Here is a 25,864-nt window from a genome sequence, read left to right on the forward strand (position 1 = left end):
CGCTTGTGTCCGCCCTGGCTCGTGTGCCTGGCATGGTGCGCGTGTCGACCATGGTGCATGTGCCGACCACGGCCTGTGTGCCTGCCATGGCGCCTGTGGCGGCAATGCCTGTGTGTCGCGCCTGGCCTGTCTGGTCGGCTTCGGGCTGACGGGATGTCACGTTCGTCGGTGGTACTGGTTGCGGCGAGGGAGTCGGTCGGGATCGAGCCAGGTGGGCGGCACGAACTCGGGATGCCCGTCGCCGCCGAGCCGCACGCTCCAGTCGCTGTGATGGAGATGTCGATGGTGGTGGCCGCAGAGCAGCACCGCGTTGTCGAGGCTGGTCGCGCCACCGTCGGCCCAGTGCCGGATGTGGTGGGCGTCGCACCAGCGCGGTGGACGATCACAGCCAGGGAAGGCGCAGCCTCGGTCGCGCAGGACCAGGGCGCGTCGTAGCGGGCCGGTGACGAGTCGGCGTTGCCTGCCCACGTCGAGCGTCTGCCCGCTGCCGCCAAGGACGGCGGGCAGGATCGCCGCGTCGCAGGCGAGTCGACGCACGGCCTCGGGGGTGAGCTGAAGGCCGGTGTCGAGAGCACCGGCGCCCAACTGCCGCGTCAACCCGTCGTAGCTGGTGGTGACGACGAGTTGGGTCGGGTCACCGCCGTGATCAGGCAGTTCGCCACCGCGTAGTGCGAGTCGACAGACTTCGGCCAGGGCATCGTGGCGACGTTGCCCGGATGTTCGCGTGTCGTCCGGCCCGGTGGGTGCGCTGAGAGGGTCGATGGCGGTGCGGAGCAGCGCCGCAGCCTCTGGATCGAGGATGCCGGTGAGGCGCAGCCGGCCGTCGGTCTGCTCGCTGATGGTGACGTGCCGGTCCCGGGTGGCCCGGGACTCGTCGGCCCGCAACGCCGCTTCGGCGGCGGCGTCGGCGACGTCCGGGGCGACGTGGTCGAGGATGCGGGTGCCGAGCCTGCGCAACTGAGTGGCGTCGAACTGTGCGGCCCAGTCGACGAGGACACCGACGGCCTTGTCGGCGACCTCCGTGCCGGCAGCGCTGTGCACGGTCTCGACCGTGGCGGCGATGACCCGAACCTGCTCGACGTCGACGGATCCAGCGGCCAGCGCGTCCCGCACCCCGGCCGGGGCGGCGTCGAGCGTGGCGGCGAGCTCGACCAAGCGGCGGGCGACGCCGACGCCGAGGCGTAGCCGTTCGCGCAACCACACGACCGTCGAGGACGCGCCTTGTGCGGTCGCGCTGCCTCGGCCGTCCAGCTCCCGGACGAGAGTCAGCTTGACCGCGGCAAGGCGTTGCTCGAGTCGGTGCGTGGCGTCGAGTGCCGCAACGAGGTCGTGCTCTGCAAGAGCCCACGCCGACGTGTCGAGGCAGCCCGCGACTGCCACCTCCGCCTGCGCGAGCTCCTCCAACATGGACCGACAATAGAACAGGTGTACGACACTTCCGGCTCGGTCGGCAGGCCAGGTTCGGCCGCTTCCGGGAGGGGCAATCGGTCGGCAAAACGGTCGTCGCCCGGTCCCGTTCAGCCGCTGGTGCCGTCGATGAGGCGTTCGGTGGCGAGACACGAGATGAGACAGCGTTCCTTGGCGTCGCCCATCAGCCGGGCGGTCCAGTCGGTGAGGCCGCCATCGCCGATCTCCAGGTCGTCACCGAGGAGGCTGATCCGTAGGGCGCACCCGGTGTAGTAGCCGTGACCTCGGGTGCGTTCCGGCTCGTCCACGAGCGGCACCGTACCCCCGGCGAACGCCGGTCGGACGGTGTCGGCCAGCCGTTCCCGGACGACCTGGTCGTCGAATGGGGTGACGTGCAACTGCGGGACGGCTGCCGGGGCCAGTTCGGCGAGGACGGTCCGCCAGTAGCTGAGGTGCCGGACCAGCAGCCGGGCCTCGGTCCCGCCCGAGCCGGTGTCCCGGGCGCTGGACACCAGGGCGAACAGCCGGAAGTGCGCCGACGCCCCGGCGCCGAAATCCTGCGCCCGCAGCACCCGGTGGACGGCGGCCAGGTGCACCTCGCTCTGCCGGCGGCGACGCACCGCAGCCTCGACCGCGAGGGCGTTGGTGGGGTCGCTCAGCACCTCGCTGGCGCGCATCGTGGTGACGATCCTGTTCTGGCCGCCCCGGGCGACCGCCGAGCAGGTGCCGACCGGTACGACCGGCGACAGCTCCACACCGGAGACGTCGGCGGGCAGCAGCTGCCACATCCGGGCCTCCACCCGAGCCAGCACGCGCGGGTCGGCGCCGGCCGGGCGGACGAACCGGTCCTCGCGCCAGCGGCGTACCACCTCCGACGGGGGTACGGCCGCCGCCCGGTCGCGGGCCACCGCCAACAGCAGAGTCCGCAGGTCCGCCCCGGACAGCCCGGCCAGCGCGGTCCGCGTCCCTGCCGGCATCGCCGCCCACACCCGACGCTCCGCACCGGCCAGTTCGTCACCATCCATGGGCCTCACCCTGGCTGACGTCGCCCTGCCGCTCCACCGGTTTTGCCGGCGGTCCGGTGATTCGTCCACGTCATCAGCTCGACAGCGCCGCCGCGAGGGACACCGACTGCCGGCAACCCCACCTAGGCTCCAGCGACACCACGACCGCACGACAGCGACCGCACGACGGCGACCGCACGACGGCGACCGCGACGAGGAACGGGGACAGACATGATCAGCGCGGTCTTCTTCGATGTTGGCGGCACCATTCTCGACGAGTCCCACGAGTTCGCCGACTGGGCCGACTGGCTCGGCGTGCCCCGGCACACGTTCTCGGCGGTCTTCGGCGCGGTGATCGCCAGGGGTCTGGACTATCAGGAGGCGTTCCGGGCCTTCCGGCCCGACTTCGATCTCACCACTGAGCTGGCCCGTCGGGAGACCGCCGGCCGGCCGGAGTCGTTCGCCGAGGAGGACCTGTACCCGGACGCGCGCGAGTGCCTGACGTCCTTGAAGGACCAGGGCCTGTTCGTCGGCCTGGCCGGGAACCAGCCGGCTCACGCGGAGGCGACCCTGCGCGGTCTCGACCTGCCCGTGGACGTGATCGGCACGTCGCACCGGTGGGGCGTGGCGAAGCCGGCACCGGCGTTCTTCGAGCGGGTCGTCGACGCGGGCGGCGGGGTCGCGTCGTCGATCCTGTACGTGGGGGACCGGCCCGACAACGACGTCCGCCCGGCCCTGGCGGCCGGCATGAAGACGTGCCTGATCCGACGCGGTCCGTGGGGGTACATCCTCGACCCCTCCGCGGTGGCCGAGCGGTGCCTGTTCCGGATCGACTCGCTCGTCGAGTTGCCGAGCCTGGTGGCGACGCACAACGCGGCCGGCGGTTGACCCGCCGACCGCGTGTTCGTGCCGTCCTGGTGGCCGCCTTCCCCGGGCGGCCACCAGGACGGGGGTCAGGTCAGCGAGCAGGCCGCGCCGTTGACGGTGACCAGGCCGGGGCTCGGGTTGGCGCCGCCGGCCGTCGTCGCGTTGAAGCCGAACGTCACAGTGCCGCCGGGTGCGATCTTGGCGTTGTACGACTCGTTGCGGGCGGTCACCGTCGCACCGGACTGCGTGACCTTCGCCAGCCACGCCTCGCGTACTCGCTGGTCGCCGGTGAACGCGAAACGCACGTTCCAGCCGTTGACGGCGGTGGACCCGGTGTTGCGGATGGTCAGCTGGGCGGTGAACCCGGTGCCGCCCTGCCAGGTGCCGTAGTTGGCGTACTGCACCGAGCAGGTGGTGGCCGGCACCGCGCCGGCGTCACCCTGGTCGGCGAGGAACGAGGCGATCCAGGTCAGCGCCGAGTTCCAGTTGATCGCTACCTCGTTGGTCGAGTACGAGTTGATGTCGTCGACGTAGCAGAACATCGGCTCGCAGCCGGCCAGCAACTGCGCCACGAACGGGTCCTGGAGGGCCGCGTTCGGGCCACCGGCGAGGGAACCGGCCGGCGGTCGGGGCAGGCTCGGGTCGAGCTGGTGGCCGAAGATCCGACTGTGCTGGTTCTCCGCGGCGTGCTCGCCCCACCCGGTGACGTAGGAGATGTTCAGGGCGTTGCGACCGAGGATGTAGTCCATCGCCTGCACGGCGCCGTCGCGGTAGGCGGCGTTGCGGGTCAGGTCGAACGCGGTCGCCAGCACCACGGCGTTGTTGATGACGTTGCTGTTGCCGCCCCAGAAGTAGCTGTTGGCGTCACCGGGCATGGGCAGCCCGTACGCCTGGCGGCGCAGCTCGGCGAGGTACGTGTCGGCCGCGGCCGTGACCGACGCGCGGACCCGGGCCAGATCGGCGGCGGGCAGCCCGTTCGGCACGGTGGCCAGGTCGAGGCGGCCCAGCGCGGCGACGCTCTGCCAGCCGAAGCCACGGGCGTCGAACACGTTGCCGGTGTGGTGTGGTGAGGCGGTCAGGTCGGCCAGGTAGGTCTGCGCCCCGGTGGTCAGGTACAGCTCGGCCGCCGCCCAGTAGAACTCGTCGGTGACGTTGCTGTCGTCGTACGCGCCACCGCCGGTGCCGTCGGTCGGGCTGGCGTACACCGCGGGGTGGGCCTTGGCGGCGGCGTAGGCCGTCTTCGCGGCAGTGCCGCAGCGGGTCGCGAACGCCGCGTCGTAGGGTGCGAAGAGCCGGGCGCACTGCGCGGCGGTGGCGGCGAGGTTGAGGGTGGCCGCCGTCGACGGTGGGTGCAGCTCGCGCGGCTGCGGGTCGTCCTGCGGGGCGAGCGGCAGCCCGGTCCAGTTCTGGTCGTGGATCTTGTGGTGGACCATGCCGGCGAGCGGCTTGCCGGCGGGCACCTGCATGCGCAGCAGGAACTCCAGCTCCCAGCGGGCCTCGTCGAGGATGTCCGGTACCCCGTTGTCGCGCTCGGGTACCCGCAGCGTGCCGTCGGCGAGTTCCGCGCCGCCGTTGGCGGTGGCGGCCGTCTTGGTCCGCTCGAAGGTGTTCAACAGCTGGTAGGTGGCGATGCCGCCGTTGACCACGTACTTGCCGTGGTCGCCGGCGTCGTACCAGCCGCCGCGCACGTCCAGCGAGTAGTCGCAGACACCCGGCTGGCAGGGCACGTTGGTGTCGCCCTGGTTGGGTGCGACGCCGAGGTGGCCGGCGGGTCGGGCGTACTCGTCGCCGATCAGGTCGCCGTCGATGGCGATGCCGCTGCGCTGGGCGTAGAAGAACTGCAACGAGTCGGAGCGCAGCTGGTCGTAGAGGGCGCCGGAGACGTCGAACGGGTGGCTGGTCTCGCCGTCCACGGTGAGCGTGAGCCCGGTGCCCGGGGTGCGGTAGCTGGAGAAGTCGACAGTGTGCACGTTCTGCCCGGAGGCGGCGTCGACACCGCGGGCGGTGGTGGTGCCACTGGCCACGACGGCGCCGGCGGCGCTGCGCAGCTGCCAGGGCAGCGCGTCGGTGGCCTCGGTGACGACGGTGGCGTTCTTCGGGCCGCCAGGCAGGTAGCCGACCTGGTTGACACGCACCCGTGGCCCGGTGTCCGGCACGTACGGCTCGGGCGGCTCGCCGCCGCGCAGTGAGACGTCGTCCAGGCAGATGGTCTGCGCCTGGGCGGCACCGCCGACCTGGAAGATCAGTTGAGCGTTGGGGTTGGTGTCCGGGACGGTGAAGGTCTGCTCGACCCGCTGGGCGGTGCCGGTCGCTGTGGCGTCCACCGCCGCGTACGTGGTGTAGGGGGCGCTGCCGAGCTGCAACACGGCCTTGACCGCGGCGCCGGGGGTGGCGGAGACCGCGAAGCCGAGGGTGTATTCGGCGCCGGCGATCAGCGGTACGCCGTCCTGGCCGATGCCGGCGTCCCACGGGTTGGCCAGCCCGCCCGCCACGGTGGTGCAGAGCCGGCCGTCGGTGACCGCCAGCGGGCCGGTGCCGAAGGAGAACCAGGGGCTCACCCCGGCGCTGAAGTCGCCGTTGTCGATCTGCTCGGGGGCGTCCGGTGGTGGGTCGGCGTGGGCCGCGCCGGCGCCCGCGCCGGTGAGGGCCAGAGTGGTCGCCGCAGCCAACAGGAGGCGGCGTCGGGATGGCGTCACGGGGAGTCCTTCCGGGACGGGAAGTGGGACGTGGTGGTGGCACTGTGGGGCGACGAATTCTGGGAGCGCTCCCAGTTGTCGGCTCGATGTTTCCAGCGTCGGTACCTCATGTCAATTGATCTGATTGGATGGGTTCCGGCGTACGACGAGGGCGGTCACCCCGGCGGGTGCTCCCCGACGCGCCGCCACCCGAACGTGAGATTGGCCGCGCCACGCGCCGTCGTCCTGATCTCCTAGAGACAACTGCGCCCTTCGCCTGGCAGGCTGCCTCCCATGACCCTGAAGCTGCGTTCCGTAGGAACGAGCGACCGTGGGCTGATCCGCAGCGGAAACCAGGACGCCCTTCACGCCGGCACCTGGCTCGTCGCCGTCGCCGACGGCATGGGCGGGATGGCCGCCGGCGACCTGGCCAGCGCCCTCACCATCGACGCGGTCGCCCCGCTGGACGTCGAGACACCCGAGGACGCCCTGGTGGCCGCGCTGGAAGGGGGCATCGCGCTGGCCACCTCCCGGATCCGCCAGGCGGTCGCCGAGGATCCTGAGCGCCAGGGCATGGGCACCACGCTGACCGCCCTGCTCTTCGCCCGTACCGGCAGCTGCCTGGCCCTCGCGCACGTCGGCGACTCCCGCGCCTACCTGTTCCGCGAGGGCGTGCTCAAGCAGGTGACCCGGGACGACACGTTCGTCCAGATGCTGGTGGACCAGGGTGTGATCACCGCGGACCAGGCCAGCAGCCACCCGCGCCGCGCCGTGGTCACCCAGGCCCTGCAGGGCGACGAGGTCTCCCCGTCGTACGCGACGATGGTGCCCCGGGCCGGCGACCGGTGGCTGTTGTGCAGCGACGGCCTCTCCAACGTGGTCCGCCCGGACACCCTCACCGAGGTGCTCGGCGGCTATCCGGACCGGGACGCCTGCGCCAGCAAACTGATCGACCTTGCCCTGCACGCGGGCGCGCCGGACAACGTCACCGTCGTGGTGGCCGACGTGGTCGAGGAGTAGGCCGGCGCTCAGCGCCGACGTGGCGTGGCGTGCCGGGTGGGTGTCGCCGTTGCCGGGTCCTCCGGCCACGGGTGCCGGGGATAGCGCCCGCGCAGCTCCGAGCGGACCTGCGGGTAGCCGGTACGCCAGAACGACGCCAGATCGGCGGTGACCGCCACCGGCCGGCCGGCGGGGGAGAGCAGGTGCAGCAGCACCGGCACCCGACCGTCGGCGATGCGGGGGGCCGCCGGCCAGCCGAACGTCTCCTGAAGTTTCACGGCGAGCACCGGCGCGGCCGGGTCGCTGTAGTCCAGCCGGATCCGGGAGCCGCTGGGCACGTCGATCCGTTCCGGGGCCAGCTCGTCCAGGCGGGCGGCCTGTGCCCAGGGCAGCAGCCGGCGCAGCGCTGACGGCACGTCCACCCGGGCCAGGTCGGCCCGCCGTCGCGCGGCGGCCAGCTCCGGGCCCAGCCAGCTCGGCGCGGCGTCGAGCAGCGAGTCGTCGTCGACCTCCGGCCACGGATCGCCCAGGTGATGCCGCAGGAACGCGAGCCGCTCGCGCAGCGCCCGCGCCGCCGGCGTCCACTGCAGCAGCCCGAGGCCGTCCTGACGCAGGCCGGTCAGGAGGGCGGCGGCCACCTCCGCCCGGTCCGGCCGGTCCACCCGTCTCTGGACCAGCTCGATCGCGCCCAGCCGGGTAACCTCCCGGGCCACCACGTCCCCGTCGATCCAGCCGATTTCGCGGTCCGTGCGCAGCAGCGGGCCGGCCGCCTCCCGGGCTGTCGCCTCGTCCACCGGGCAGGCCCGGCGGACGCGGGCCGACGGCGCGCCGGGGGTGCGATCCGCGACCGCGACCGCCAGCCAGTCGGACCCGGCCAGCCCCGAGCCGGCGGCCAGCTCCGCGGCGGTCCCGCCGGTCATCAGGTACGCCGAACCGCCCGGCCGCCGCACCCGGGCCAACCGTTCCGGGTACGCCAGACCGACGAGCAGCCCGGCGGCGAGATCGTCGCTCAGCCCACCCGCGCCGCGGTCGCCGGTGGTATCGGCGCGGACCGTCGGCGGGGCACCGGCCGGCAGCGCGGTGCGCAACCGGCGTACCTCGGCGCGCCAGCGGGCGGTCGCGCCCGCGTCCACGCCGGTGCGCAGCCGACGCCAACCGGCGACCAGATCGTCACCGGGGCCGGCGGCGCTCTCCTCGGCGAGCAGGGCGACCACCTCGGCGGCCCGGTCGGCGCCGACCCGGCCGGCGCCGTCGAGCAGCGCCCGGGCCAGCCGCGGGTGCGCCCCGGCGGCGGCGATCGACCGCCCCCGTGCCGTGATCCGACCGTCGGTGTCGACAGCGCCCAGGGTCCGCAGGGTGTCCCGGGCGACCGTCATCGCGGCGGCCGGCGGCGCGTCGGGCAGCGCGAGCCCGACGCCGTCCGGTCGGCCCCAGGCGGCCAGCTCCAGCGCGAAACCGGTCAGGTCGGCGGTGGCGATCTCCGGCTCGGCGCGGGCGGGCAGCCGCTCGTGGGTCGCCCCCGACCAGCAGCGGTAGACGTACCCGGGGGCCTCCCGGCCGGCCCGGCCGGCCCGTTGGGTGGCGGCGGCCCGGGAGACCGGCACGGTGACCAGCGCGCCCAACCCACGGGCCAGGTCGACCCGGGGCACCCGGGAGAGCCCGGCGTCCACCACGACCCGCACGCCCGGGACGGTCAGACTGGTCTCGGCCAACGCGGTGGCCAGGACGACCCGCCGCCGGTCCGCGCGACGCAGGGCGGCGTCCTGCTCGGCACCGCGTTGACGGCCGTGCAGGGGCAGGAGCGCGACAGTGTCCCGCAGGTCGCTCAGCCGGCCGGTGACCGCCGCGATCTCGCCGGCCCCGGGCAGGAAGACCAGCACGTCGCCGTCGTGCTCGCGCAGCGCCCGCCGGACGGTGGCGGCGACGTGGTCGAGCAGGGCCCGGTCCACCGGCCCGGCCCCGGGCGCGGCGATCGGGCGGGCCGGGGGCGCCCAGACCCGCTGTACGGGATGCGACGCCGAGTCGGCGCGGACCACCGGGGCCGGGCTGGGCCCGCCCAGCAGCGCGGCGAACCGGTCGGTGTCCGGGGTCGCCGACATCGCCAGCAGCCACAGGTCCGGCCGGAGGGTGGCGCGTGCCTCCACGGTGAAGGCCAGCGCGAGGTCGGCGTCGAGTTGGCGTTCGTGGCACTCGTCGAGCAGCACGGCACCCGTGCCGGGCAGCTCCGGGTCGTGGTGCAGCCGGCGGACCAGCAGGCCGGTGGTGACCACCTCGATCCGGGTGGCCGGGCCGACCCGGCGTTCGCCGCGTACCGCGTAGCCGACCCGCTCACCGACCCGTTCGCCGAGCAGCTCGGCCATCCGCCGGGCAGCGGCACGCGCCGCCACCCGGCGGGGCTGGGCGATCACCACCCGACCGGTCACCCGGTCGGCCACCGCCAGCGGCGCGAGGGTGGTCTTGCCGGTGCCCGGCGGGGCCACCAGCACGCCGGCGCCGGCCTCGTCCAGTGCCGCGACCAGCGCCGGCAGCACCGGACGGACCGGCAGGTCGAGGGTTACGTCGGAGAGCACGGCCCAGTCTCGCACCGGCCCGGATGGGTCAGGACCGACGGACCTCGCCGACGCCGCGTACGAAGGCCTGCCAGGTCACCGCACCGAAGGCGAGCACCGGGCCGGAGCGGTCCTTGCTGTCCCGGACGGCGACCTGACCGTCGACTGTCGCGACCTCCACGCAGTTGCCGTTGCCGCTGCTGCGCGTGCTGGTGCGCCAGTCCGCTCGGGTCAGGTCGTACGCCGTCATCCGCGGTACCTCTCGTCTGCGTCGGCGTGCCGCAGAAGCGGTCACGCAAAGTTACGAGAAGCATGCTCCAGGCGGGTCAACGACGCCGTCGGATCGAGCGCCATCCGGCACAGCTCCTCGTGCAGAAGGCTATACCCGAGCACATGATCGGCTTCCTCCAGAGCCAGCCCCATCGTGAGGTTATCCAGGTAAACCACTGACGCGTCGCCGGCGTCGGCAAAGTGGAGGATCACGTACGGGGTGCTCATCGCCGGATGCCCGCCGGCCGCGAACGGAAGTACCTGAATTGTCACGTTGGGTAGTTGTGCGATCCGGCTCATGTGGACCAGTTGTTCGGCCATCACCGTGGCGCCGCCGACCGGGCGCAGCAGCACCGCCTCATTGATCACCACTGACAGGTCGACCGGGTCGTCGCGGCGCAGCACCTCCTGCCGGCGCAGCCGGGCGGCGACCTTGCGCTCCAGCCCGTCCTCGCCAGCGGTGCGCCGGAAGATCTCCCGGGCGTACGCCTCGGTCTGTAGCAGGCCGGGCACCGACTCGGCCTCGTACGTGCGCAGCGTCGCCGCCTCGGCCTCCAGCCCGACGTAGAACTCGAACCACTCGGGGAGCACGTCGCTGTAGTTCTGCCACCAGCCCCGCTGCTGGGCCCCTCGGGCGATCTCGATGAGCGCTTCGGCATCCGAGCCGGTCACCTCGTAGAGCGCGAGGGCGGCCCGGACGTCGCGTGGCTTGATACCGATCTGCGCGGTTTCGATCCGGGAGAGGTTGCTCTTGGACATGTCGAGCTGACGGGCGGCCACATCGAGGGTCATGCCCGCGCGTTCCCGAAGTTGGCGGAGTTCCCGCGCGATGCGGCGTCGCCGGACGGTCGGGCTGGCAGCGGGTCGGATGGCGGGGGTGGCGGTCACCGTCCGAGTCTGCCACGACAGATTCGCAGGTCGCGCCTGCACGGAGTGCAACTTTCAAATCTGGGAGTTGCGTTGCAGTAGCTGTCGGTGCATCCTTTCCCGGTCGCGATCACTGTGGACACACCTGTGCGGGAGGACCGTTGCTCATCGCCGACGAGTTCTTCCTGATCGCGCACAACGACAGTCGTGGCAAGGCGAAACTGCACCCGGCGGCGACGGGGCTCGGGCTCGCCGGCGGTCTGCTCGGCGAGCTGATCCTGTATGGACACATCACCGTGCTGGGTGGGCAGGTCACCGTCATCGACCGTCGCCCGCCGGCCGACGCGCTGGCGCACACCGTGCTGGACCAACTGGTCGGTGAGTCCCAGCACCGGGAGCTGAACACCTGGCTGAGCTTCCTGGCGCAGAGCGCGACGACCTCGGTGGGGGAGCGGCTGGCACGCGCCGGGGTGCTGCGCCGGCAGGAGAGCCGCCGGCTGCTGCGTACCACAGTCACCTACCTGCCGATCGACCTCAACGCGGTGGCCTGGCCGGCCACCCGGCTGCGGGCCCTTCTGGACCGGCCGGACCCGCCGGGCGTGCCGGACGCGCTGCTGCTCGGCCTGGTCGTGGCCGCCGGGCTGACCCGCGAGGTGCTGTGGAGCGCCGGCCCCCGGGCCCATCACCGCTTGAACGTCCTCATCCCCGCGCTGCCGGCCCCGCTCAAGGAACTCGTCGGGCACACCGAGGCCGCCGTCGGCGCCGCCGTGCTGCGCGGCATCCCCTGACCCGTCCCGGTAACCCCCAACCCTCCCCTCGACAACCGGAGTAGTCGTATGCCCCCGACATCGACAGTCGACCGACCCAGCAACGTCTCCGAAGCCCTGGCCCGAGGTCGCCTCGGCATCCCGTCGGTCATCTTCTTCGTCCTCTCCGCCGCGGCGCCGCTGACCGTGGTGGCCGGCGTCGTCACCACCGGCTACGGCGTCATCGGGGTGACCGGAATCCCGCTGGCCTTCCTGCTGATCGCCGCGGTGCTCGCGCTCTTCTCGGTGGGTTACGTGGCGATGTCGCGTCGGGTGGAGAACGCCGGCGCTTTCTACGCCTACATCTCCCGGGGCCTCGGCCGACCGGCCGGCGTGGGCGCCGCCTGGGTCGCGCTGATCGCGTACAACGCGCTGCAGGTCGGGCTGTACGGCACCATCGGCGCGGCGGCCCAGCCGGTGCTGGACCGGCTCTTCGGCGGGCACCCGCACTGGGCCGTCGTGGCCCTGGTGGCCTGGGCGTTGGTCGGCCTGCTCGGCCTGCTCCGGGTCGACCTCAACGGCATGGTCCTGGCCGCGCTGCTGGTCGCCGAGATCGTGGTGGTCCTCGTCTTCGACCTGGGACAGATCAGCAACCCGGCCGACGGTCAGGTCAGCTTCGCCTCGTTCTCGCCGGACAACCTCTTCGTGCCCGGCCTCGGCGCGGTGCTGGTGCTGGCCATCCTCGGCTTCGTCGGCTTCGAGTCGGCGGTGGTCTTCAGCGAGGAGAGCAAGGATCCGAAGCGGACGGTTCCGCTGGCCACCTACCTCTCGGTGGCGATCATCGCAGGGCTGTACGCGCTGTCGTCCTGGACCATGACGGTCGCCGTCGGGCAGGACCAGATCGTCGCCGCGGCCGGCGAGCAGAGCGTCGAGCTGATCTTCAACCTGGCCGCCGCGCAGCTCGGCGACACCGTGGTCACCATCGGGCAGGTGCTCTTCCTGACCTCGGTGCTGGCCGCCATGATCTCGTTCCACAACACCACGGCCCGCTACACGTTCGCGCTCGGTCGGGAGCGGGTGCTGCCGGCGGTGTTCGGGCAGACCTCGGCCCGGACCGGGGCGCCACGGGCCGCCTCGGTGGCGCAGAGCGTCCTCGGGCTGCTGGTCATCCTGCTGTACGCGGTCAACGACTGGGACCCGGTGGTCCAGTTGTTCTTCTGGGTCGGCACCACCGGCGGTTTCGGCGTCCTGCTGTTGATCGCCACCACCTCGGTGGCGGTGATCGTCTACTTCGCCCGCTCGGCCAGCGGTGAGAACCTCTGGCGGCGGGCCATCGCGCCCGGCCTGGCCACCATCGCGCTCTTCGTGATCATCTGGTTGGCCGTGTCGAACTTCGCCAACCTGCTCGGCGTCTCCCCGGACTCCACCCTGCGCTGGGCGCTGCCCGCCGCGTACCCGGTGGCGGCACTGCTGGGCATCGGCTGGGCCCTGCTGCTGCGCAGCAACCGCCCGGACACCTACGCCCGGATCGGCCTGGGCGCGGCGAGCGCTGCCGCCGCCGTCACGTCGCAGCCGCCGGCCGCCGTGGAGGTGACCCGATGAGCGTGGTCATCGAGCGGCTCGGCCCGGAGGAGACCAGCCTCGTGGCGGGTCGGATCGCCGAGGCGTTCACCGTCCTGGAGGTGACGACGTGGCTGGTCCCGGACGCGAGTAAGCGGGAGGCCGTGCTGGCCGGGGACTTCGAGATCCTGGTCGGGCACGCGATGCGGCACGGCATGGTGCACGCCACGGCGGATCGCGCCTCGGTCGCCGTCTGGTTTCCGTCGGTCGGCGAGCCGGCGCCGCCGCCGACGGACTACGACGCCCGACTGGCCGCCGCGTGCGGCGAGTGGACCGACCGGTTCCAGCACCTCGACGAGCTGTTCGCGGCGAACCATCCGCATCCGGATCACCATCACCTCGCGTTCCTGGCGACCCAGCCGGGCCGGCAGGGGCAGGGGTTGGGGAGCGCGTTGATGCGCCACCACCACGCCTGGCTGGACGCCAACGGAATGCCGGCGTACCTGGAGGCGAGCAGCCCGCGCAGTCGGGACCTGTACGCGAAGCACGGTTATCTGGCCGGCGAGCCGTTCCGGGTGCCCGACGGCACGCCGTTCTGGCCGATGTGGCGGGAGCCGGTCGGCCGCTGACCCGCCCGGGTCGGCGCGACCGGTACGACACGGATCGCACTGTCACGTTGACGTGACAGTGCGGACAGCCAGCAGGGCCGGGTCCGATGGACCCGGCCCTGCTGGCGTGAACCGGTCAGTACGTGCCGTCGAGCTGGCCGCGCAGCTTGGTCAGCGCCCGGGTCAGCAGCCGCGAGACGTGCATCTGCGAGACGCCGATCTGGTCGGCGATCTGCGACTGGGTCAGGTTGCCGTAGAAGCGCAGGGTGAGGATCTTCTGCTCGCGCTCGTCGAGGGTGGCCAGTGCTGGGCCGAGGGCGACCCGCAGCTCAGCCAGCTCGAACTCGCTGTCCTCGCCGCCGAGCATGTCGCCCAGCTCGGTGGCACGCTCGCCGTCGCCGGTCGGGGTGGACAGCGACACCGCGTTGTACGCGCGGGCGCCCTCCAGGCCCTCCAGCACCTCTTCCTCGGTGAGCTTGAGGTGCGCGGCGATGTCGGCGACCGTCGGCGAGCGGCCGAGGGTCTGCAGCAGCGAGCTGTTGGCGTCGGAGATGGCCAGCCGCAGCTCCTGGAGCCGGCGGGGCACCCGGATGTCCCAGGTGCGGTCGCGGAAGTGGCGCTTGAGCTCGCCGATGATGGTGGGGATCGCGTAGCCGGCGAAGTCGACACCGCGCGAGGGGTCGAACTTGTCGATGGCCTTGATCAGGCCGATCGCGGCGGTCTGCGCCAGGTCGTCGTTCGGCTCGCCGCGCCCGCTGTAGCGGTGGGCCAGGTGGTTGGCGAGCGGCAGCCACGCCTCGATCGCCCGGTCTCGCAGCGCGGGGCGCGACGGGTGGTTGGCGGGCAGCGCCGCCATCGCGTTGAGCACGTCGGCAGCGCTGTCGGTGAGAGCGCGCGGGTCGAGCTTGGCGCTCGCCTTGGCGGCGGTGCTCGGCTGCTCGGTGATCGTTGGCGCGGTCATGGGTGGTCCTCCCTGCACCTCGTCCACGGACAAAGAGACGTGACGCTTTGGTTTAAGTTCCAATGGGCCGTTCGGGAGTCACCTTAACCTGATCGTCTCCCCGAAATCTAGCCGAAAGGCTGATGTACTTAAGGGGTGTTGAATAACAAAACGGGCAAATCGGCAGGAAGTTGGGGTCGCTGTGAGGAGCCTTACCCGGTTTCTCGGCCGCAGAAGCGCTGCCCGGTCGTCCGACCGGCTCCACCGATCGGCCCCCGGGCCACGTCGACCGGTCAACACGAAATCCGACAAGTCGGCCGGAGTGTCGACTATCCGTCCTTGTCCCGCTGGCGGGACTGGCCGTAGCGTCGCCTGTACACACCCGGTTCGGAGGCACCGTGCTCGATCCAACCGCTCCCCAGCTCGTCGTGAACAGCCGCAGCCTCTACTTCAGCTGGCTGCCGGCGGATCCCGACGCCGTCGCCGCCCTGGTCCCGCCGGGGCTCAGCCCCCGCCCCGACCGGCAGGTCTTCCTCAACCAGTACGTCGTCGACGACGAGACGCAGACCTCCGGCTTCGGCGCGTACTCGCTGACCTACCTCGGCGTCTCGCTGCTGGGCGTCGACGCGCCCGGCGGCCTCAACGCGGGTGGCTGGTGGACCCACTACGTGGCCTCCAGCCGGCTGGTGCGTGAGTACGCTGTCGCCCGCGGCGCCCCGGTGTTCGCCGGGCGCACCCGGATCGAGGTGACCGGCGAGGACCTGCTCGCCGAGACGGAGATCGACGGCACGACGGTGATCCAGGCGCGGTGTCGGGTGGGGGAGACCGGGCACGCGATCAGCAGCGGGCACCACCGCTACTTCACCCGACGCGACGGCCAACTGCTCAGCTCGGCCTACCCGTTCGTCGCCGAGCCGGTCGCCCCGTTCGAGATCGAGTCGGTGGAGTTCCTCCAGCGCGGCCACCCGATGTACGCGCTGCGCCCCGCCAACCCGCTGACCATCGGCTTCGGCTACTACTCACCGCGCTCGTCGTTCGCCTACCCCGGTGGGTTGAACGTGTACCGGGCCCCCGCGCCCGAGCCGACCCGGTCGCTTCACCAGGTGCCGGCCAGTCTCGCGCGCAGCGGCCTGCCGTCCGGGTCGTAGACCAACCGGTACACCGGCAGCGCCCACGCCCTGGTGTACCACGGCAGCCGTTCGGGGCGGTGCGGGCGCAGTCGCCCGGGCGGCCGGTCACCCACCTGGCCATCGTCGTACCACTGCTGTAGCGCGTCGGCGGCGGCGGTGACAGCCGCGACGGCGTCCGCCGGGTCCAGCAGGTCCGCGTCCTCCCGGCCGTCCGGGTCACGGTCCAGGTGCTCGCGCCACAGCCGCAGTCGCAGGTCCCGGGCGAAGCTGCGCGCGCCGTCGCCCCGCCCCGCCGGGTCGGTGGGCTCCCGCTGGTCCGGCGTCTCGTCGAGCACCGCACAGGACAACTCACTGTCGTGCGTCCAGGACCGCCGGTTGAAGTTGTCGCTGCCGACACTGGCCCAGACGTCGTCGACCACACACACCTTGGCGTGCACGTAGACCGGGCCGCCGGCCTGGTTCTCCACGTCGAACACGTGCACCCGGTCCGGTGCGGCCCGTTCACACAGCGACAGCGCCTGCTCGCGTCCGACCATGTTCGGCGGCAACGCCAGTTTGCCGTCCACGTCCGGGTGGCGGGGAACGACGGCGACCAGGTGCAATTCCGGGTTGTCCCGCAGCGCGTGCGCGAACAGCTCGGCGACCTCGGCCGACCAGAGGTACTGGTCCTCCAGGTAGATGAGTCGGCGGGCACGACGGACCGCCTTGGTGTAACCCCGGGCCACGGTCCGCTCCCCGTCCGGTGCGAACGAGTAGCGGGGACGGACGGCCGGATAGGTGCGCAGCACCTGGATCTGGTGCGGACCGCAGGGTGGCGGATCCGCCGGCTGCTCGGGCAGCGGGTCGGGGCGCAGGTCCGAGCCGCGCAGCCGATCCCGCAGGTAGGCCATCGGGTTCTCCGAGTCCAGCGGCATCGGGTCGGTCCAGCGTTCCCGGAACAGGGTGTCCAAGGCGCCGACCACCGGACCGCGCACCGCGAGCTGCACGTCGTGCCAGGGCGGATTGGGCCCGTACCGCTGGGACATCTGCACCGCCTGCGGATCCCCGTGGTGCGCGGCGTCATCGCGGCGACTGTGGCACAGGTCGATCCCGCCGGCGAAGGCGATGTCCCGCTCGGGTGCGCCCGGGTGTCGCAGCACCACGAGCTTCTGGTGGTGCGAGCCGCCGCGGCGGACCCGTTGGTCCAGCAGCACCTCCCCGCCGGCGGCCGAGATCGTCTCGCTGAGGTCGCGGTTCTCCGCCTCGCTGTATGCCAGGACATCGAGGTGCGACCGCCAGATCAACCCCTTGACCACCACGCCGCGTTGGGCGGCCTGCGCGAAGAGCTGGGCCACGGTCGGACCGTCCGGGCGCAGCCGCTGGTCCGGGTCACCCCGCCAGTCGGTGAAGAACAGGTGGTCCCCGGCGCCCAGCGCCTCGACCTCGTCGACCAGCCGGTCGAAGTAGGCGGCACCGTGAATCAACGGCTCGGCGAGGTTTCCCGTGGTCCACACGGGTATCCCAGAGGTCGGGTTGGCGCGTTCCTCCGCGGTGAGAAACCAGTCCTGCAACGGCACCGTCCAGCCCTCCTGGAGGTCGGCAACGTCCTCACGGTAGGACCCCCGCCGCGGGTCCGCACGCCAGGCGAACCGAGCGGTGACCTGGCCAACGCCATCGCAAGTGACGCGACAACAGCCGAGGAGGCCACACGATGCCCCGCGACACGACGAACCCCATGACCGACAACCGCGAGCCGGCGGTGGAGAGTGAGCGGGGTGCGCTGGTAGCGGTGTTGGTGATGGTGATTCTGGGTGTCGCCGGGATTTTTGCGGTCTCCTGAGGCGGCGCCGACGCCCCCGGGGTGAACCGGAGGCGTCGGCGCCGATCTCAGCGGTCGACCGTGGTCAGGGCCGTGCGCCCTGGCCGCCGGTGTGCGGGAGCCGCTCGGTGGGGATCACGCCGAGGCGGCCGGCCTGGAAGTCCTCGAACGCCTTGAGCAGCTCGTCGCGGGTGTTCATCACGAACGGGCCGTACTGTGCCACCGGCTCCCGGATCGGCTGACCACCCATGATGTAGAGGTCCAGCGCCGGGGTGTTGCTGTCCTGCGTGGTGTTGGCGCTGAACCGCAGCGCGTCACCCGGGCCGTGCACCGCGAGCTGGCCGGTACGCACCGGCCGCCGGTCGGCGCCGACGGTGCCGCGACCGCCCAGCACGTACACCAGGGCGTTGAAGTCGGGCCGCCAGGGCAGGTCGACCTGCGCGCCCGGCTGCACGGTGACGTGCGTGATGGTGATCGGGGTGAAGGTCGAACCCGGGCCGCGGTGCCCGGCGACCTCGCCGGCGATGACCCGGATCAACGCGCCGCCGTCGGGCGTGGTGAGCAGCGCCGACTCGCGTCCCCGGATGTCCTGGTAGCGGGGCGGGTTCATCTTGGCCGAGCGGGGCAGGTTGACCCACAGCTGGGTGCCGTGGAAGAGCCCGCCGCTGACCACCAGGTGCTCCGGTGGGGCCTCGATGTGCAGCAGGCCGCTGCCCGCGGTCATCCACTGGGTGTCGCCGTCGGTGATGGTGCCGCCACCGCCGTTGGAGTCCTGGTGGTCGAAGACGCCGTCGATGATGTAGGTGACGGTTTCGAAGCCGCGGTGCGGGTGCCACGGTGTTCCCTTGGGCTCGCCCGGCGCGTAGTCGACCTCGCCCATCTGGTCGAGGTGGATGAACGGGTCCAGGTCGGTGGTCGACACCCCGGCGAAGGCGCGGCGGACCGGGAAGCCCTCACCCTCGAAGCCGCTGGGCGCGGTGGTCACCGTGCGGACCGGTCGGATCGTGGTGGCCTCGTCGAGTCGAGGCAGGCGGGGCAGGACGAGAACGTTGTCAACGGTGATCGCGGGCATGTCGAAGGCTCCTAACGTGGGGCAGGGGTGGTCGAGCCGTCCCGCGATGCCCGCAGGCGCTCGCCGAGCCGATCGAAGACCCGGGTGAGGCAGGCGACCTCGGCATCGTCGAGGTCGTCCATCAGATGGGTGCGCACCGACGCCAGATGGTGGGGTGCGGCTTCCCGTAGCGCGAGCAGCCCGGCCGCGGTGAGCACCGCCTCGCTGCCGCGCCGGTCGTCCGGGCAGGGCTCCTTGCTGACCAGGCCACGACGCTGCATGGAGGAGACCTGGTAGGTGAGGCGGCTGGGCGAGAAGATCAACCGGCTGGCCAGCTCGCCCATCCGGAGCCGCTGCCCCGGTGCCTCGGAGAGCAGGACCAGCACGTGGTAGTCGGCGAAGCTGAGGTCGCTGTCGGCCCGCAGGTCTTCTTCCAACTGGGTGTAGAGACGCTGGCTGGCCTCGATGTAGGCCCGCCAGGCGGCCTCTCGGGTGCTGTCCAGGCTCTCGGTCATGCCCACGACGATAGCACTACTTCAAAATTTAACTACTGCCATTGGCGTTGTCTTGGTCACTTCCCTGGCGTCTAACGGGCGACTCATGCAGTTTTGAAGAAAAGGTGCGGTAATCCGGCGGCGCGAAGGCCGTGCGGTGTGCCAGACTCCGGCCTCGTGGAACACGTGGAACTCGCCGCCGGCGAGCTGTTGCTGCGCCCCTGGCGGGACGAGGACGCTCCGGCGGTGCGCGCCGCTCTTCGTGACCCGGCCATCGCCCAGTGGAACCCGCAGGGTGACGGCCTGATCGACGACGAGGTGGCGCTGCTCTGGGTACGCCGCCGCGCCGACTGGTCCGCCGGGGACCATGCCTCCCTGGCGGTGACCTCGGCGGACGACGGCGACCTGCTGGGTTCGGTGTCGCTGCACCACATCCGGCACGGCGACGCCTCCATCGGTTACTGGACGGCGCCGGCGGCGCGCGGGCGTCACGTGGCGCTGCGCGCCGTCGTCCGGCTCACCGACTGGGCGTTCGCGGACCTCGGGCTGCACCGGGTGGAGCTGTGCCACGCGGTGGCCAACCCGGCGTCCTGCCGGGTCGCCGAGCGGGCCGGCTACCCGGCCGAGGGGACCCTGCGCGAGTCCTACCGGTACGGCGACGGCCGCCGCTACGACGAGCACCTGCACGCCCGCCTCGCCACCGACCGTTAGCCCGGCCCGGGTTGGCCGCTGTCGGCGCGAACCGTCACTCGGTGACCTTGCGGAGGAACGCCGTGAGGGTGGCCCTGGTGCGGTCGATCTTCTCCGCCACTGTCAGCGTCTCGTGCATGCGGGGCCCGGCGTGCTTCTTGCCCCGCAGGTACAGCGAGCAGGCCAGGTCGGAGCAGACGTAGACGCCCACCGAGTTGCCCTGCCGTCCGCCGGAACCGGCCTTGCGCGCGGTCATCAGCGAGACGCCGTCGCCGGTGTGCGTGGTCAGGCAGAGCGAGCACATGCTGCGTCGCACCCGCCCGGTCTGCTGCGGTGCGACCCGCAGTGCCACTCCGACCAGCTCGCCGTCGGTCTCGGTGACGAGGTAGGCCCGCTGCGGCGCGGCGGGGTCCCGCCAGCCGAGGAAGTCGAGGTCGCTCCAGGATCGCGCCTCAAGATCGTGTGGTAGGGCCAGCCGCTTCGCCTCGCCCTGGGTGGTGTTGACGAAGGAGGCGCGGATGGCGGATTCGGTTGGGGCTAGCATAGGTGCCAGCCTAGTCCTGTTAGGCAAAAAACTAGAGGGGTGTGCTGAATGGCACGTGCCGGGGTGACCGCCGAGCGTCTGACGCTGGCCGCAGCCGAGCTGGCCGACGAGGTGGGCGTGGAGAACGTGACTGTCGCCGCGCTCGCCCGCCAGTTCGGGGTGAAGGACGCCAGCCTGTACTTCCACCTGAGGAACGCGCACGAGCTGCGGGTCAGGATCGCTCTGTTGGCGCTGGCGGAGCTGGCCGACCGGGTCGCCGACGCGCTCGCCGGCCGGGCCGGCAAGGACGCGCTGGTGGCGTTCGCCAACGCGTACCGCGACTATGCGCGCGAGCACCCGGGCCGGTACGCCGCCATGCAGATCGACCTCGACCCGGAGACCGCCGCCGCGAGCGCGGGCGTCCGGCACGCCGAGATGACCCGGGCGATCCTGCGCGGCTACCGACTCTCCGAGCCCGACCAGACCGACGCGGTGCGGATGATGCACAGCACGTTCCACGGGTTCGTGAGCCTGGAGCGGACCGGCGGATTCCGGCACACCCCGCGCCCCACCGACGACTCGTGGTCGCGCACCCTGGACGCCCTCGACGCCGTGCTCACCAACTGGCCACCGCGCTGAACTGCGGTGGCGGCACGGCATAGGCTCGGTGCTGTGGATGATCTCGAGTTGGCCGACTGGCGGGAGCGGGTCGCCCGGCTGTACCTGTCCGACGTCGACCTGGTCGGCTTCCGGGCCCGCCGCGACGAACTCTTCGCCACCCACCCGCAGAGCCCGATCCCCGCGGCGCAACGGCCCGACTTTCCCGGGGTGCGCTACTTCCCGCCCAATCCCGAGGCCGTGGTCGAGGCGCCGCTGCGCCCGGCCAGCGGCGAGCTGCGCATCGACACCGGTGGCCCGGACGGGGTGGTCGCGTACCGGCGGGTCGCGGTGGCCGAGACGCCGTGGGGGCCGCTGACCCTCTGGTGGATCGAGGCGTACGGGGGTGGGCTCTTCGTTCCGCTGCGCGATGGCACCTGCGGGCGGGAGAGCTACGGGGGTGGGCGGTACCTCACCGACACGGTGAAGGGCACCTTCGGCCGCGGTGTCGAGCTGCTGCCCGGCGACCGGGTCCGGCTCGACGCCAACTACCTCTACAACCCCAGCTGCGCCTACGACGACCGCTGGGCCTGCCCGCTGGCGCCCCCGGAGAACCGGGTCGACGTGCCACTGCGCGCCGGCGAGATGGCGTACCACGACTGACCGGCCGCCCCGGCGTGGCTGCCGGGACGGCCGGTCGATCGTTCGCTCAGCGGGCGTTCGCCGCCGAACCGGGCATCTGCATCCGACCGAGCAGCTGTCGCGCCTGGTCGGCGAGCTGGGCGTCGACGGTCACCGCGTACTGGCCGGCCCGCAGTGAGCTGGCCGAGGTGAAGTCTCGCTGCCCGCCCGTCATGGCGTGCGCCACCGCGCCGAACACGGCACCCCAGATCGCACCGATGACCAGCCCGACCAGGATCACCGCCAGCCAGTTGCCGACGGTGAAGATGCCGAACAGCAGGCCGATGAAGAGCCCGAACCAGGCGCCGGTGCCCGCGCCGAGCAGACCGGCCCGACCGGTGGTCATCCGCCCGAGCACCGTCTCCACCAGGGTGAGGTTGGTGCCGACGATCGCACTGTGCTCCACCGGAAAGCGGTTGTCGGCCAGATAGTCGACGACCCGCTGCGCGCTCGGATAGTCCGGGTACGAGCCGATCGTCACGGTCGGCGGGCCGGTCTGCGGCCCGTGGCCGTCCCCGGCCGGTGTCGACAGGCGGCCGGCCGGCCCGGATGGAAGCAGGTCGCCACCCTGTGTGCCGGGCCGCCAGGCGGCGGTCGGCCCCGAAGCTGACGTCATGAGCATCCTCCCTCGTCAGCTCCCCGGGTTCCCCGCCAGGCCGACCGGTAACGCGGCCGGCGCCGTCTCGGCGGCAGGGGAATGCCACCTGACAGCCCGGGTAGGCAGTCAGGTGGAGAGCGGACAGATCAGCGACTACGGTTTCCTCGCCGACGGCCGCAGCGCGGCGCTGGTGGACCCCGCGGGCTCGGTGAACTGGTGGTGCCCGGGCCGGTTCGACGCCCCGTCGGTGTTCGCGAGGCTGCTCGACGACAACGCCGGGCACTGGTCCATCCAGCCCGAGGGCGACTACCGCGTCGACCGCAGCTACCTCGACGACACCCTGGTGCTGCGAACGGTCTTCCGCACAGCGAAGGGGGACGTCGCGCTGACCGATGCGCTGGCCTTCGAGCCCGGCTCGCGCGGTCACGACATCGGCCTGCACTCGCCGCAGGTGCTGGTCCGTTCGGTGGAAGGGCTGTCCGGTTCGGTGCCGATGCGGGTGCACTACCGGCCGCGTTTCGAGTACGGCCGCACCGTCGCGTACCTGATCGAGCGGGAGGACATGCTGGAGGCCATCGCCGGGGCCGCCCGACTCACCCTGCGCGGCAGCGTGCGGTTGACCGCCGGCGACGGCGAGGCCACCGGGACGTTCACCGCCCGCGCCGGCACGAAACACACCTTCACCCTCGGGTACGCCCCGACCTACGACGCCCCGCTGCCCGAGGTGCCGGACGCCGACCAGACCATCGCCGACACCGTCGCCGGCTGGCGCTCCTGGTCGGACGAACACCCGTACGACGGCCTCTACGCCGACCAGGTGCGGCGCAGCCGGCTGGTGGTGCAGGGCATGACGTACCGGCCCAGCGGCGCGGTGGTGGCCTCGGTGACCACGTCGCTGCCGGAGAAGCTCGGCGGGGACCGCAACTACGACTACCGCTACGTCTGGGTGCGTGACTTCAGCCTGACCCTGCGGGCGCTGTGGCGGACCGCGTGTCTGGACGAGGTGCAGCGGCAGTTCGCCTGGTTGGGCCGGGCGATGGGTCGTGTCGACGACCGGCCGGTGCCCATCATGTACGGGGTGCTGGGGGAGCGGGACCTCACCGAGCACCGCCTGGAACAGCTCGGCGGCTACCGCGACAGCCCACCGGTGGTGATCGGCAACGACGCGTGGCAGCAGCGGCAGACCGACATCTTCGGCGAGGCGATGGACGCCGCCTGGTTGATGCGCGACAAGCTGGAGCCGTTGGACCCGGAGGTGCGGCACGTGCTCCGGGTGCTCGCCGACCAGGCCGAGCGGGACTGGTCGTTGCCCGACGCGGGCATGTGGGAGGAGCGTGGCATCCAGCACCACCACGTGTCCTCGAAGGTGCAGTGCTGGGTCGCCCTGGATCGGGCGGTCCGCTTCGGTGACACGCTCGGCGAGCCGCAGGACGTGGCCCGCTGGGAGGCCGCCCGGGACGCGGTGCGCGCGGAGGTGCTCGAGCGGGGCTGGAACGAGCGGCTCCAGTCGTACACCGGGAGTTTCGAGACCGACGACCTGGACGCGTCGGTGTTGGTGATGCCGCTGGTCGGGTTTCTGCGGGCCGACGACCCGCGGATGCGCTCGACGATCCGCGCGGTGGAGCGGCGGCTGTCCCACGACGGCCTGCTGCGGCGCTGGGACGGCGACCCGGCGGGGTTTCTGATCTGCTCGTTCTGGCTGGTGTGCTGCCTGGCGCTGGCCGGTGAGCGGGACCGGGCGCACGAGTTGTTCCGGCGGCTGGCGGAGCGGGTCAACGACCTCGGCCTGTTCGCCGAGCAGATCGACCCGTTGACCGGGGAGCAACTGGGCAACTTCCCCCAGGCGTTCTCGCACATCGGCCTGATCAACGCGGCCGGTGTGCTGACCGACGTCGAGCGGGACCCGATGGTGCGGCTGAGCGGCATGCCCCCGGCGTACTTCTCCCCGGTGGACCGTTGAGCCGCGCCGTCACCGGTGCATCCGCGTCGCCGGGTGGACGGTCAGGGCCCGGGGGACAATGCGGGTATGCGGCTGGTGCTCACGGCGGACACCCACGTACCGAAGCGGGCCCGGGACCTACCCGGGCCCCTCTGGGCGGCCATCGAGGCGGCCGACGTGGTGGTGCACGCCGGTGACTGGGTGGACGAGGCACTGCTCGACGCCATGACCGCGCGCTCGCGCCGACTGATCGGGGTGTACGGCAACAACGACGGCCCGGCGCTGCGCGCCCGGCTGCCCGAGGTGGCCCGGGTCGAGCTCGACGGTCTGCGGGTCGCGGTGGTGCACGAGACCGGGCCACGGACCGGCCGGGAGAAGCGGTGCGCGGCCCGCTTTCCCGACATCGATGTGCTGGTCTTCGGGCATTCGCACATCCCCTGGGACAGCGCGGCGCCCGGTGGGCTGCGCCTGCTCAACCCGGGCTCACCCACCGACCGCCGCGCCCAACCCCAGGCCACCTACCTGACGGCCACCGTGCACAGGGGCACGCTGAGCGAGGTGCACCTACACCCGCTGCCCCGCCCCTGAACCCCCGCGGTTACCGGCCCCGGCCCGTCTCGGCCTGGAGTTCGTCGATGCGCTTGGACGCCTCGGCCTTGGTCAGGTCGTCCGGGAGGTCGGCATGGGCCTCCCGGGCCAGCGTGCTCAGGTAGGACTCCTGGGCGGCGGTCGGCGGTTCGTCACCGCTGACCCACTCGTCCGGGTCCTTGATCGCGGCGTTCTGGTCAACCTGCTCGCTACGGCGGTCGGTCATCATCATCACCCTTTCTTCGAACAGGTGTGCCAGTACCCTGATCGCCGTGGTTCATGCCCGTCGGTCACCGCCTACGATCATCGGATGGAACGGTCGGGCGTCGTGGTGGTCGGGGCGGGCATCGCCGGGGTGGCCTGTGCTGTCGAGTTGACCCGGGCCGGGGTGCCCGTGCGGGTCAGGGAGCGGGGGCACGTCTGCGGCGGCCGGATGGCCAGCAAACGCTTCCAGGGGCGTCGCGCGGACATCGGCGCCGCCTACTTCACCGCCACCGACCCGGACTTCGTCGCGCTGGTCGAGCGGTGGCGCGCCGCCGGGCTGGTCCGCGAGTGGACCGACACCTTCCGGGCGTACGACCGCAGCGGGAACCATGAGGTGACCGGGCCGATGCGCTTCGCCGCCCCCGGTGGGCTGCGGTCGCTGGTCGAGCATCTGGCCGGCGCGCTGCCGGTGACCGTCGACCGGTTGGTGCTCGGCGTGGAGCCCGGCCCGGTCGTGGACGGCGAGTCGTGTGCGGCGGTCGCCCTGGCCATGCCGGGCCCGCAGGCCGCCCTGCTGCTCGACCCGGCCCTGACCGAGGCCACCCGGGTGGTGCAGGCACAGCGGTGGTCGCCGTCCCTGGCCGCGGTGCTGCGCTTTCCGCACCGGCGCTGGCCGGACTTCCGGGGCGCGTTCGTCAACGACCACCCGGTCCTCACCCTCGTCTGCGACGACGGCGACCGGCGGGGTGACGGCGCGCCGGTGCTGGTCGCGCACACGGTGCCGGAGTTCGCGGCTGGTCACCTGGCCCAACCCACCGGGGCCGGGCCGGCGATCGAGCAGGCCGTCCGGGACCTGCTCGGGCTGCCCGAACAGGCTGTCGACGTGCACGTGCACCGCTGGACGTACGCGAAGCCGACCCACGCCGCCGCCGACGCCACCTACCACCTCGACGCCGACGGGATCGGCCTGGCCGGCGACGCGTTCGGCAAGCCCCGGGTGCAGAGCGCCTGGCGCTCCGGCCGGGACCTCGGCCGCGCGCTGGCCGCCCGGCTGGGCTGAACCCATGCTCAGGCCGGGC

The 25,864-nt window shown here is 72.3% G+C and carries 26 protein-coding genes; 13 read left to right on the forward strand and 13 right to left on the reverse strand.

All coding sequences use genetic code 11. The annotated features are described in order from the left end of the window. Nucleotides 1-156: 156 nt before the first annotated feature. Both QSK15_RS11560 and QSK15_RS11565 read right to left on the reverse strand, forming a co-directional pair. On the reverse strand, nt 157-1,407 hold the full coding sequence (locus QSK15_RS11560) for an HNH endonuclease signature motif containing protein (RefSeq protein WP_285794161.1): 1,251 nt from the start codon (nt 1,405-1,407) through the stop codon (nt 157-159). Nucleotides 1,408-1,517: 110 nt separating this feature from the next. Beyond that, nucleotides 1,518-2,432, reverse strand: a complete 915-nt coding sequence (locus QSK15_RS11565; protein ID WP_285794162.1) for a hypothetical protein — start codon at nt 2,430-2,432, stop codon at nt 1,518-1,520. Between the two features lie 210 nt (nt 2,433-2,642). Between QSK15_RS11565 and QSK15_RS11570 the strand changes: the two genes are divergently transcribed. Then, a complete protein-coding gene (locus QSK15_RS11570; RefSeq protein ID WP_285794163.1) occupies nt 2,643-3,299 on the forward strand; it encodes an HAD family hydrolase in 657 nt (218 codons plus the stop codon). A 65-nt stretch (nt 3,300-3,364) separates the two neighbouring features. Here QSK15_RS11570 and QSK15_RS11575 read toward each other — a convergent pair whose 3' ends face one another. After that, on the reverse strand, nt 3,365-5,974 hold the full coding sequence (locus QSK15_RS11575; protein ID WP_285794164.1) for a glycoside hydrolase family 9 protein: 2,610 nt from the start codon (nt 5,972-5,974) through the stop codon (nt 3,365-3,367). Between the two features lie 273 nt (nt 5,975-6,247). Between QSK15_RS11575 and QSK15_RS11580 the strand changes: the two genes are divergently transcribed. Continuing rightward, on the forward strand, nt 6,248-6,973 hold the full coding sequence (locus QSK15_RS11580) for a PP2C family protein-serine/threonine phosphatase (RefSeq protein ID WP_285794165.1): 726 nt from the start codon (nt 6,248-6,250) through the stop codon (nt 6,971-6,973). Between the two features lie 8 nt (nt 6,974-6,981). Here the strand turns inward: QSK15_RS11580 and hrpB are convergent, their stop codons facing one another. Genes hrpB through QSK15_RS11595 form a run of 3 tightly spaced genes read right to left on the reverse strand, consistent with a single transcriptional unit; the run spans nt 6,982 to nt 10,659 of the window. Continuing rightward, nucleotides 6,982-9,522, reverse strand: coding sequence for an ATP-dependent helicase HrpB (hrpB, locus tag QSK15_RS11585; protein WP_285794385.1), 2,541 nt, complete (start codon nt 9,520-9,522; stop codon nt 6,982-6,984). Between the two features lie 28 nt (nt 9,523-9,550). Further along, entirely contained in the window at nt 9,551-9,751 is a 201-nt protein-coding gene (locus QSK15_RS11590) for a DUF397 domain-containing protein (RefSeq protein ID WP_285794166.1), read from the reverse strand. Between the two features lie 41 nt (nt 9,752-9,792). Further along, nucleotides 9,793-10,659 carry a helix-turn-helix domain-containing protein gene (locus QSK15_RS11595; protein WP_285794167.1) on the reverse strand — a complete coding sequence of 289 codons (867 nt, stop codon included), beginning with the start codon at nt 10,657-10,659 and terminating at the stop codon, nt 9,793-9,795. A 140-nt stretch (nt 10,660-10,799) separates the two neighbouring features. On the opposite strand from QSK15_RS11595, the gene QSK15_RS11600 reads away from it, so the two are divergent. The 3 genes from QSK15_RS11600 to QSK15_RS11610 are packed head-to-tail and all read left to right on the forward strand — an operon-like array spanning nt 10,800 to nt 13,573. Next, entirely contained in the window at nt 10,800-11,426 is a 627-nt protein-coding gene (locus QSK15_RS11600; RefSeq protein ID WP_279517368.1) for a GOLPH3/VPS74 family protein, read from the forward strand. A gap of 48 nt (nt 11,427-11,474) precedes the next feature. Next, nucleotides 11,475-12,986 (forward strand): APC family permease, encoded by a 1,512-nt coding sequence (locus tag QSK15_RS11605; RefSeq protein WP_285794168.1) that lies wholly within the window; start codon nt 11,475-11,477, stop codon nt 12,984-12,986. Beyond that, complete coding sequence (locus tag QSK15_RS11610; RefSeq protein ID WP_285794169.1) at nt 12,983-13,573, forward strand: GNAT family N-acetyltransferase; 591 nt, start codon at nt 12,983-12,985, stop codon at nt 13,571-13,573. The genes QSK15_RS11605 and QSK15_RS11610 overlap by 4 nt, the downstream gene beginning before the upstream one ends. A 115-nt stretch (nt 13,574-13,688) precedes the next feature. On the opposite strand, the gene QSK15_RS11615 is transcribed toward QSK15_RS11610, so the two are convergent. After that, nucleotides 13,689-14,513, reverse strand: a complete 825-nt coding sequence (locus QSK15_RS11615; RefSeq protein ID WP_030335027.1) for a SigB/SigF/SigG family RNA polymerase sigma factor — start codon at nt 14,511-14,513, stop codon at nt 13,689-13,691. Between the two features lie 377 nt (nt 14,514-14,890). On the opposite strand from QSK15_RS11615, the gene QSK15_RS11620 reads away from it, so the two are divergent. Continuing rightward, entirely contained in the window at nt 14,891-15,640 is a 750-nt protein-coding gene (locus tag QSK15_RS11620; protein ID WP_285794170.1) for a hypothetical protein, read from the forward strand. On the opposite strand, the gene QSK15_RS11625 is transcribed toward QSK15_RS11620, so the two are convergent. Then, nucleotides 15,589-17,178: a phospholipase D family protein gene (locus QSK15_RS11625; protein ID WP_285794171.1), complete on the reverse strand. Its 1,590-nt coding sequence runs from the start codon at nt 17,176-17,178 to the stop codon at nt 15,589-15,591. The genes QSK15_RS11620 and QSK15_RS11625 overlap by 52 nt on opposite strands. 134 nt (nt 17,179-17,312) lie before the next feature. On the opposite strand from QSK15_RS11625, the gene QSK15_RS11630 reads away from it, so the two are divergent. Continuing rightward, on the forward strand, nt 17,313-17,441 hold the full coding sequence (locus QSK15_RS11630; protein WP_285794172.1) for a hypothetical protein: 129 nt from the start codon (nt 17,313-17,315) through the stop codon (nt 17,439-17,441). 64 nt (nt 17,442-17,505) lie between these two features. Here the strand turns inward: QSK15_RS11630 and QSK15_RS11635 are convergent, their stop codons facing one another. Next, nucleotides 17,506-18,492 (reverse strand): pirin family protein, encoded by a 987-nt coding sequence (locus QSK15_RS11635; RefSeq protein WP_285794173.1) that lies wholly within the window; start codon nt 18,490-18,492, stop codon nt 17,506-17,508. A gap of 11 nt (nt 18,493-18,503) precedes the next feature. Continuing rightward, nucleotides 18,504-18,986, reverse strand: coding sequence for a MarR family winged helix-turn-helix transcriptional regulator (locus QSK15_RS11640; protein WP_285794174.1), 483 nt, complete (start codon nt 18,984-18,986; stop codon nt 18,504-18,506). A gap of 156 nt (nt 18,987-19,142) precedes the next feature. On the opposite strand from QSK15_RS11640, the gene QSK15_RS11645 reads away from it, so the two are divergent. After that, the gene (locus QSK15_RS11645) at nt 19,143-19,676 is read left to right on the forward strand and encodes a GNAT family N-acetyltransferase (RefSeq protein ID WP_285794175.1); all 534 of its coding nucleotides are present in this window, start codon (nt 19,143-19,145) and stop codon (nt 19,674-19,676) included. A gap of 34 nt (nt 19,677-19,710) precedes the next feature. Here the strand turns inward: QSK15_RS11645 and QSK15_RS11650 are convergent, their stop codons facing one another. Beyond that, a complete protein-coding gene (locus tag QSK15_RS11650) occupies nt 19,711-20,199 on the reverse strand; it encodes an FBP domain-containing protein (protein WP_285794176.1) in 489 nt (162 codons plus the stop codon). 48 nt (nt 20,200-20,247) lie between these two features. Between QSK15_RS11650 and QSK15_RS11655 the strand changes: the two genes are divergently transcribed. Together QSK15_RS11655 and QSK15_RS11660 are read left to right on the forward strand one after the other, a co-directional pair. Then, nucleotides 20,248-20,817, forward strand: a complete 570-nt coding sequence (locus tag QSK15_RS11655; RefSeq protein ID WP_285794177.1) for a TetR/AcrR family transcriptional regulator — start codon at nt 20,248-20,250, stop codon at nt 20,815-20,817. A gap of 33 nt (nt 20,818-20,850) precedes the next feature. After that, nucleotides 20,851-21,438, forward strand: coding sequence for a DUF1684 domain-containing protein (locus QSK15_RS11660; RefSeq protein WP_285794178.1), 588 nt, complete (start codon nt 20,851-20,853; stop codon nt 21,436-21,438). A gap of 46 nt (nt 21,439-21,484) precedes the next feature. Here the strand turns inward: QSK15_RS11660 and QSK15_RS11665 are convergent, their stop codons facing one another. Next, the gene (locus tag QSK15_RS11665) at nt 21,485-22,072 is read right to left on the reverse strand and encodes a YflT domain-containing protein (RefSeq protein WP_285794179.1); all 588 of its coding nucleotides are present in this window, start codon (nt 22,070-22,072) and stop codon (nt 21,485-21,487) included. 112 nt (nt 22,073-22,184) lie between these two features. Here QSK15_RS11665 and QSK15_RS11670 point away from each other — a divergent pair, with 112 nt between their 5' ends. Next, the gene (locus QSK15_RS11670) at nt 22,185-24,014 is read left to right on the forward strand and encodes a glycoside hydrolase family 15 protein (RefSeq protein ID WP_285794180.1); all 1,830 of its coding nucleotides are present in this window, start codon (nt 22,185-22,187) and stop codon (nt 24,012-24,014) included. A gap of 66 nt (nt 24,015-24,080) precedes the next feature. Next, nucleotides 24,081-24,581 carry a metallophosphoesterase family protein gene (locus QSK15_RS11675; RefSeq protein WP_285794181.1) on the forward strand — a complete coding sequence of 167 codons (501 nt, stop codon included), beginning with the start codon at nt 24,081-24,083 and terminating at the stop codon, nt 24,579-24,581. Nucleotides 24,582-24,591: 10 nt separating this feature from the next. On the opposite strand, the gene QSK15_RS11680 is transcribed toward QSK15_RS11675, so the two are convergent. Next, nucleotides 24,592-24,807 carry a DUF3072 domain-containing protein gene (locus QSK15_RS11680; protein ID WP_502889545.1) on the reverse strand — a complete coding sequence of 72 codons (216 nt, stop codon included), beginning with the start codon at nt 24,805-24,807 and terminating at the stop codon, nt 24,592-24,594. Between the two features lie 84 nt (nt 24,808-24,891). On the opposite strand from QSK15_RS11680, the gene QSK15_RS11685 reads away from it, so the two are divergent. Continuing rightward, nucleotides 24,892-25,845, forward strand: coding sequence for an NAD(P)/FAD-dependent oxidoreductase (locus tag QSK15_RS11685; protein WP_285794182.1), 954 nt, complete (start codon nt 24,892-24,894; stop codon nt 25,843-25,845). The last annotated feature ends 19 nt before the right edge of the window (nt 25,846-25,864 follow it).

The sequence above is a fragment of the Micromonospora sp. NBRC 107095 genome (assembly GCF_030269705.1).
GTDB lineage: Bacteria > Actinomycetota > Actinomycetes > Mycobacteriales > Micromonosporaceae > Micromonospora > Micromonospora parva.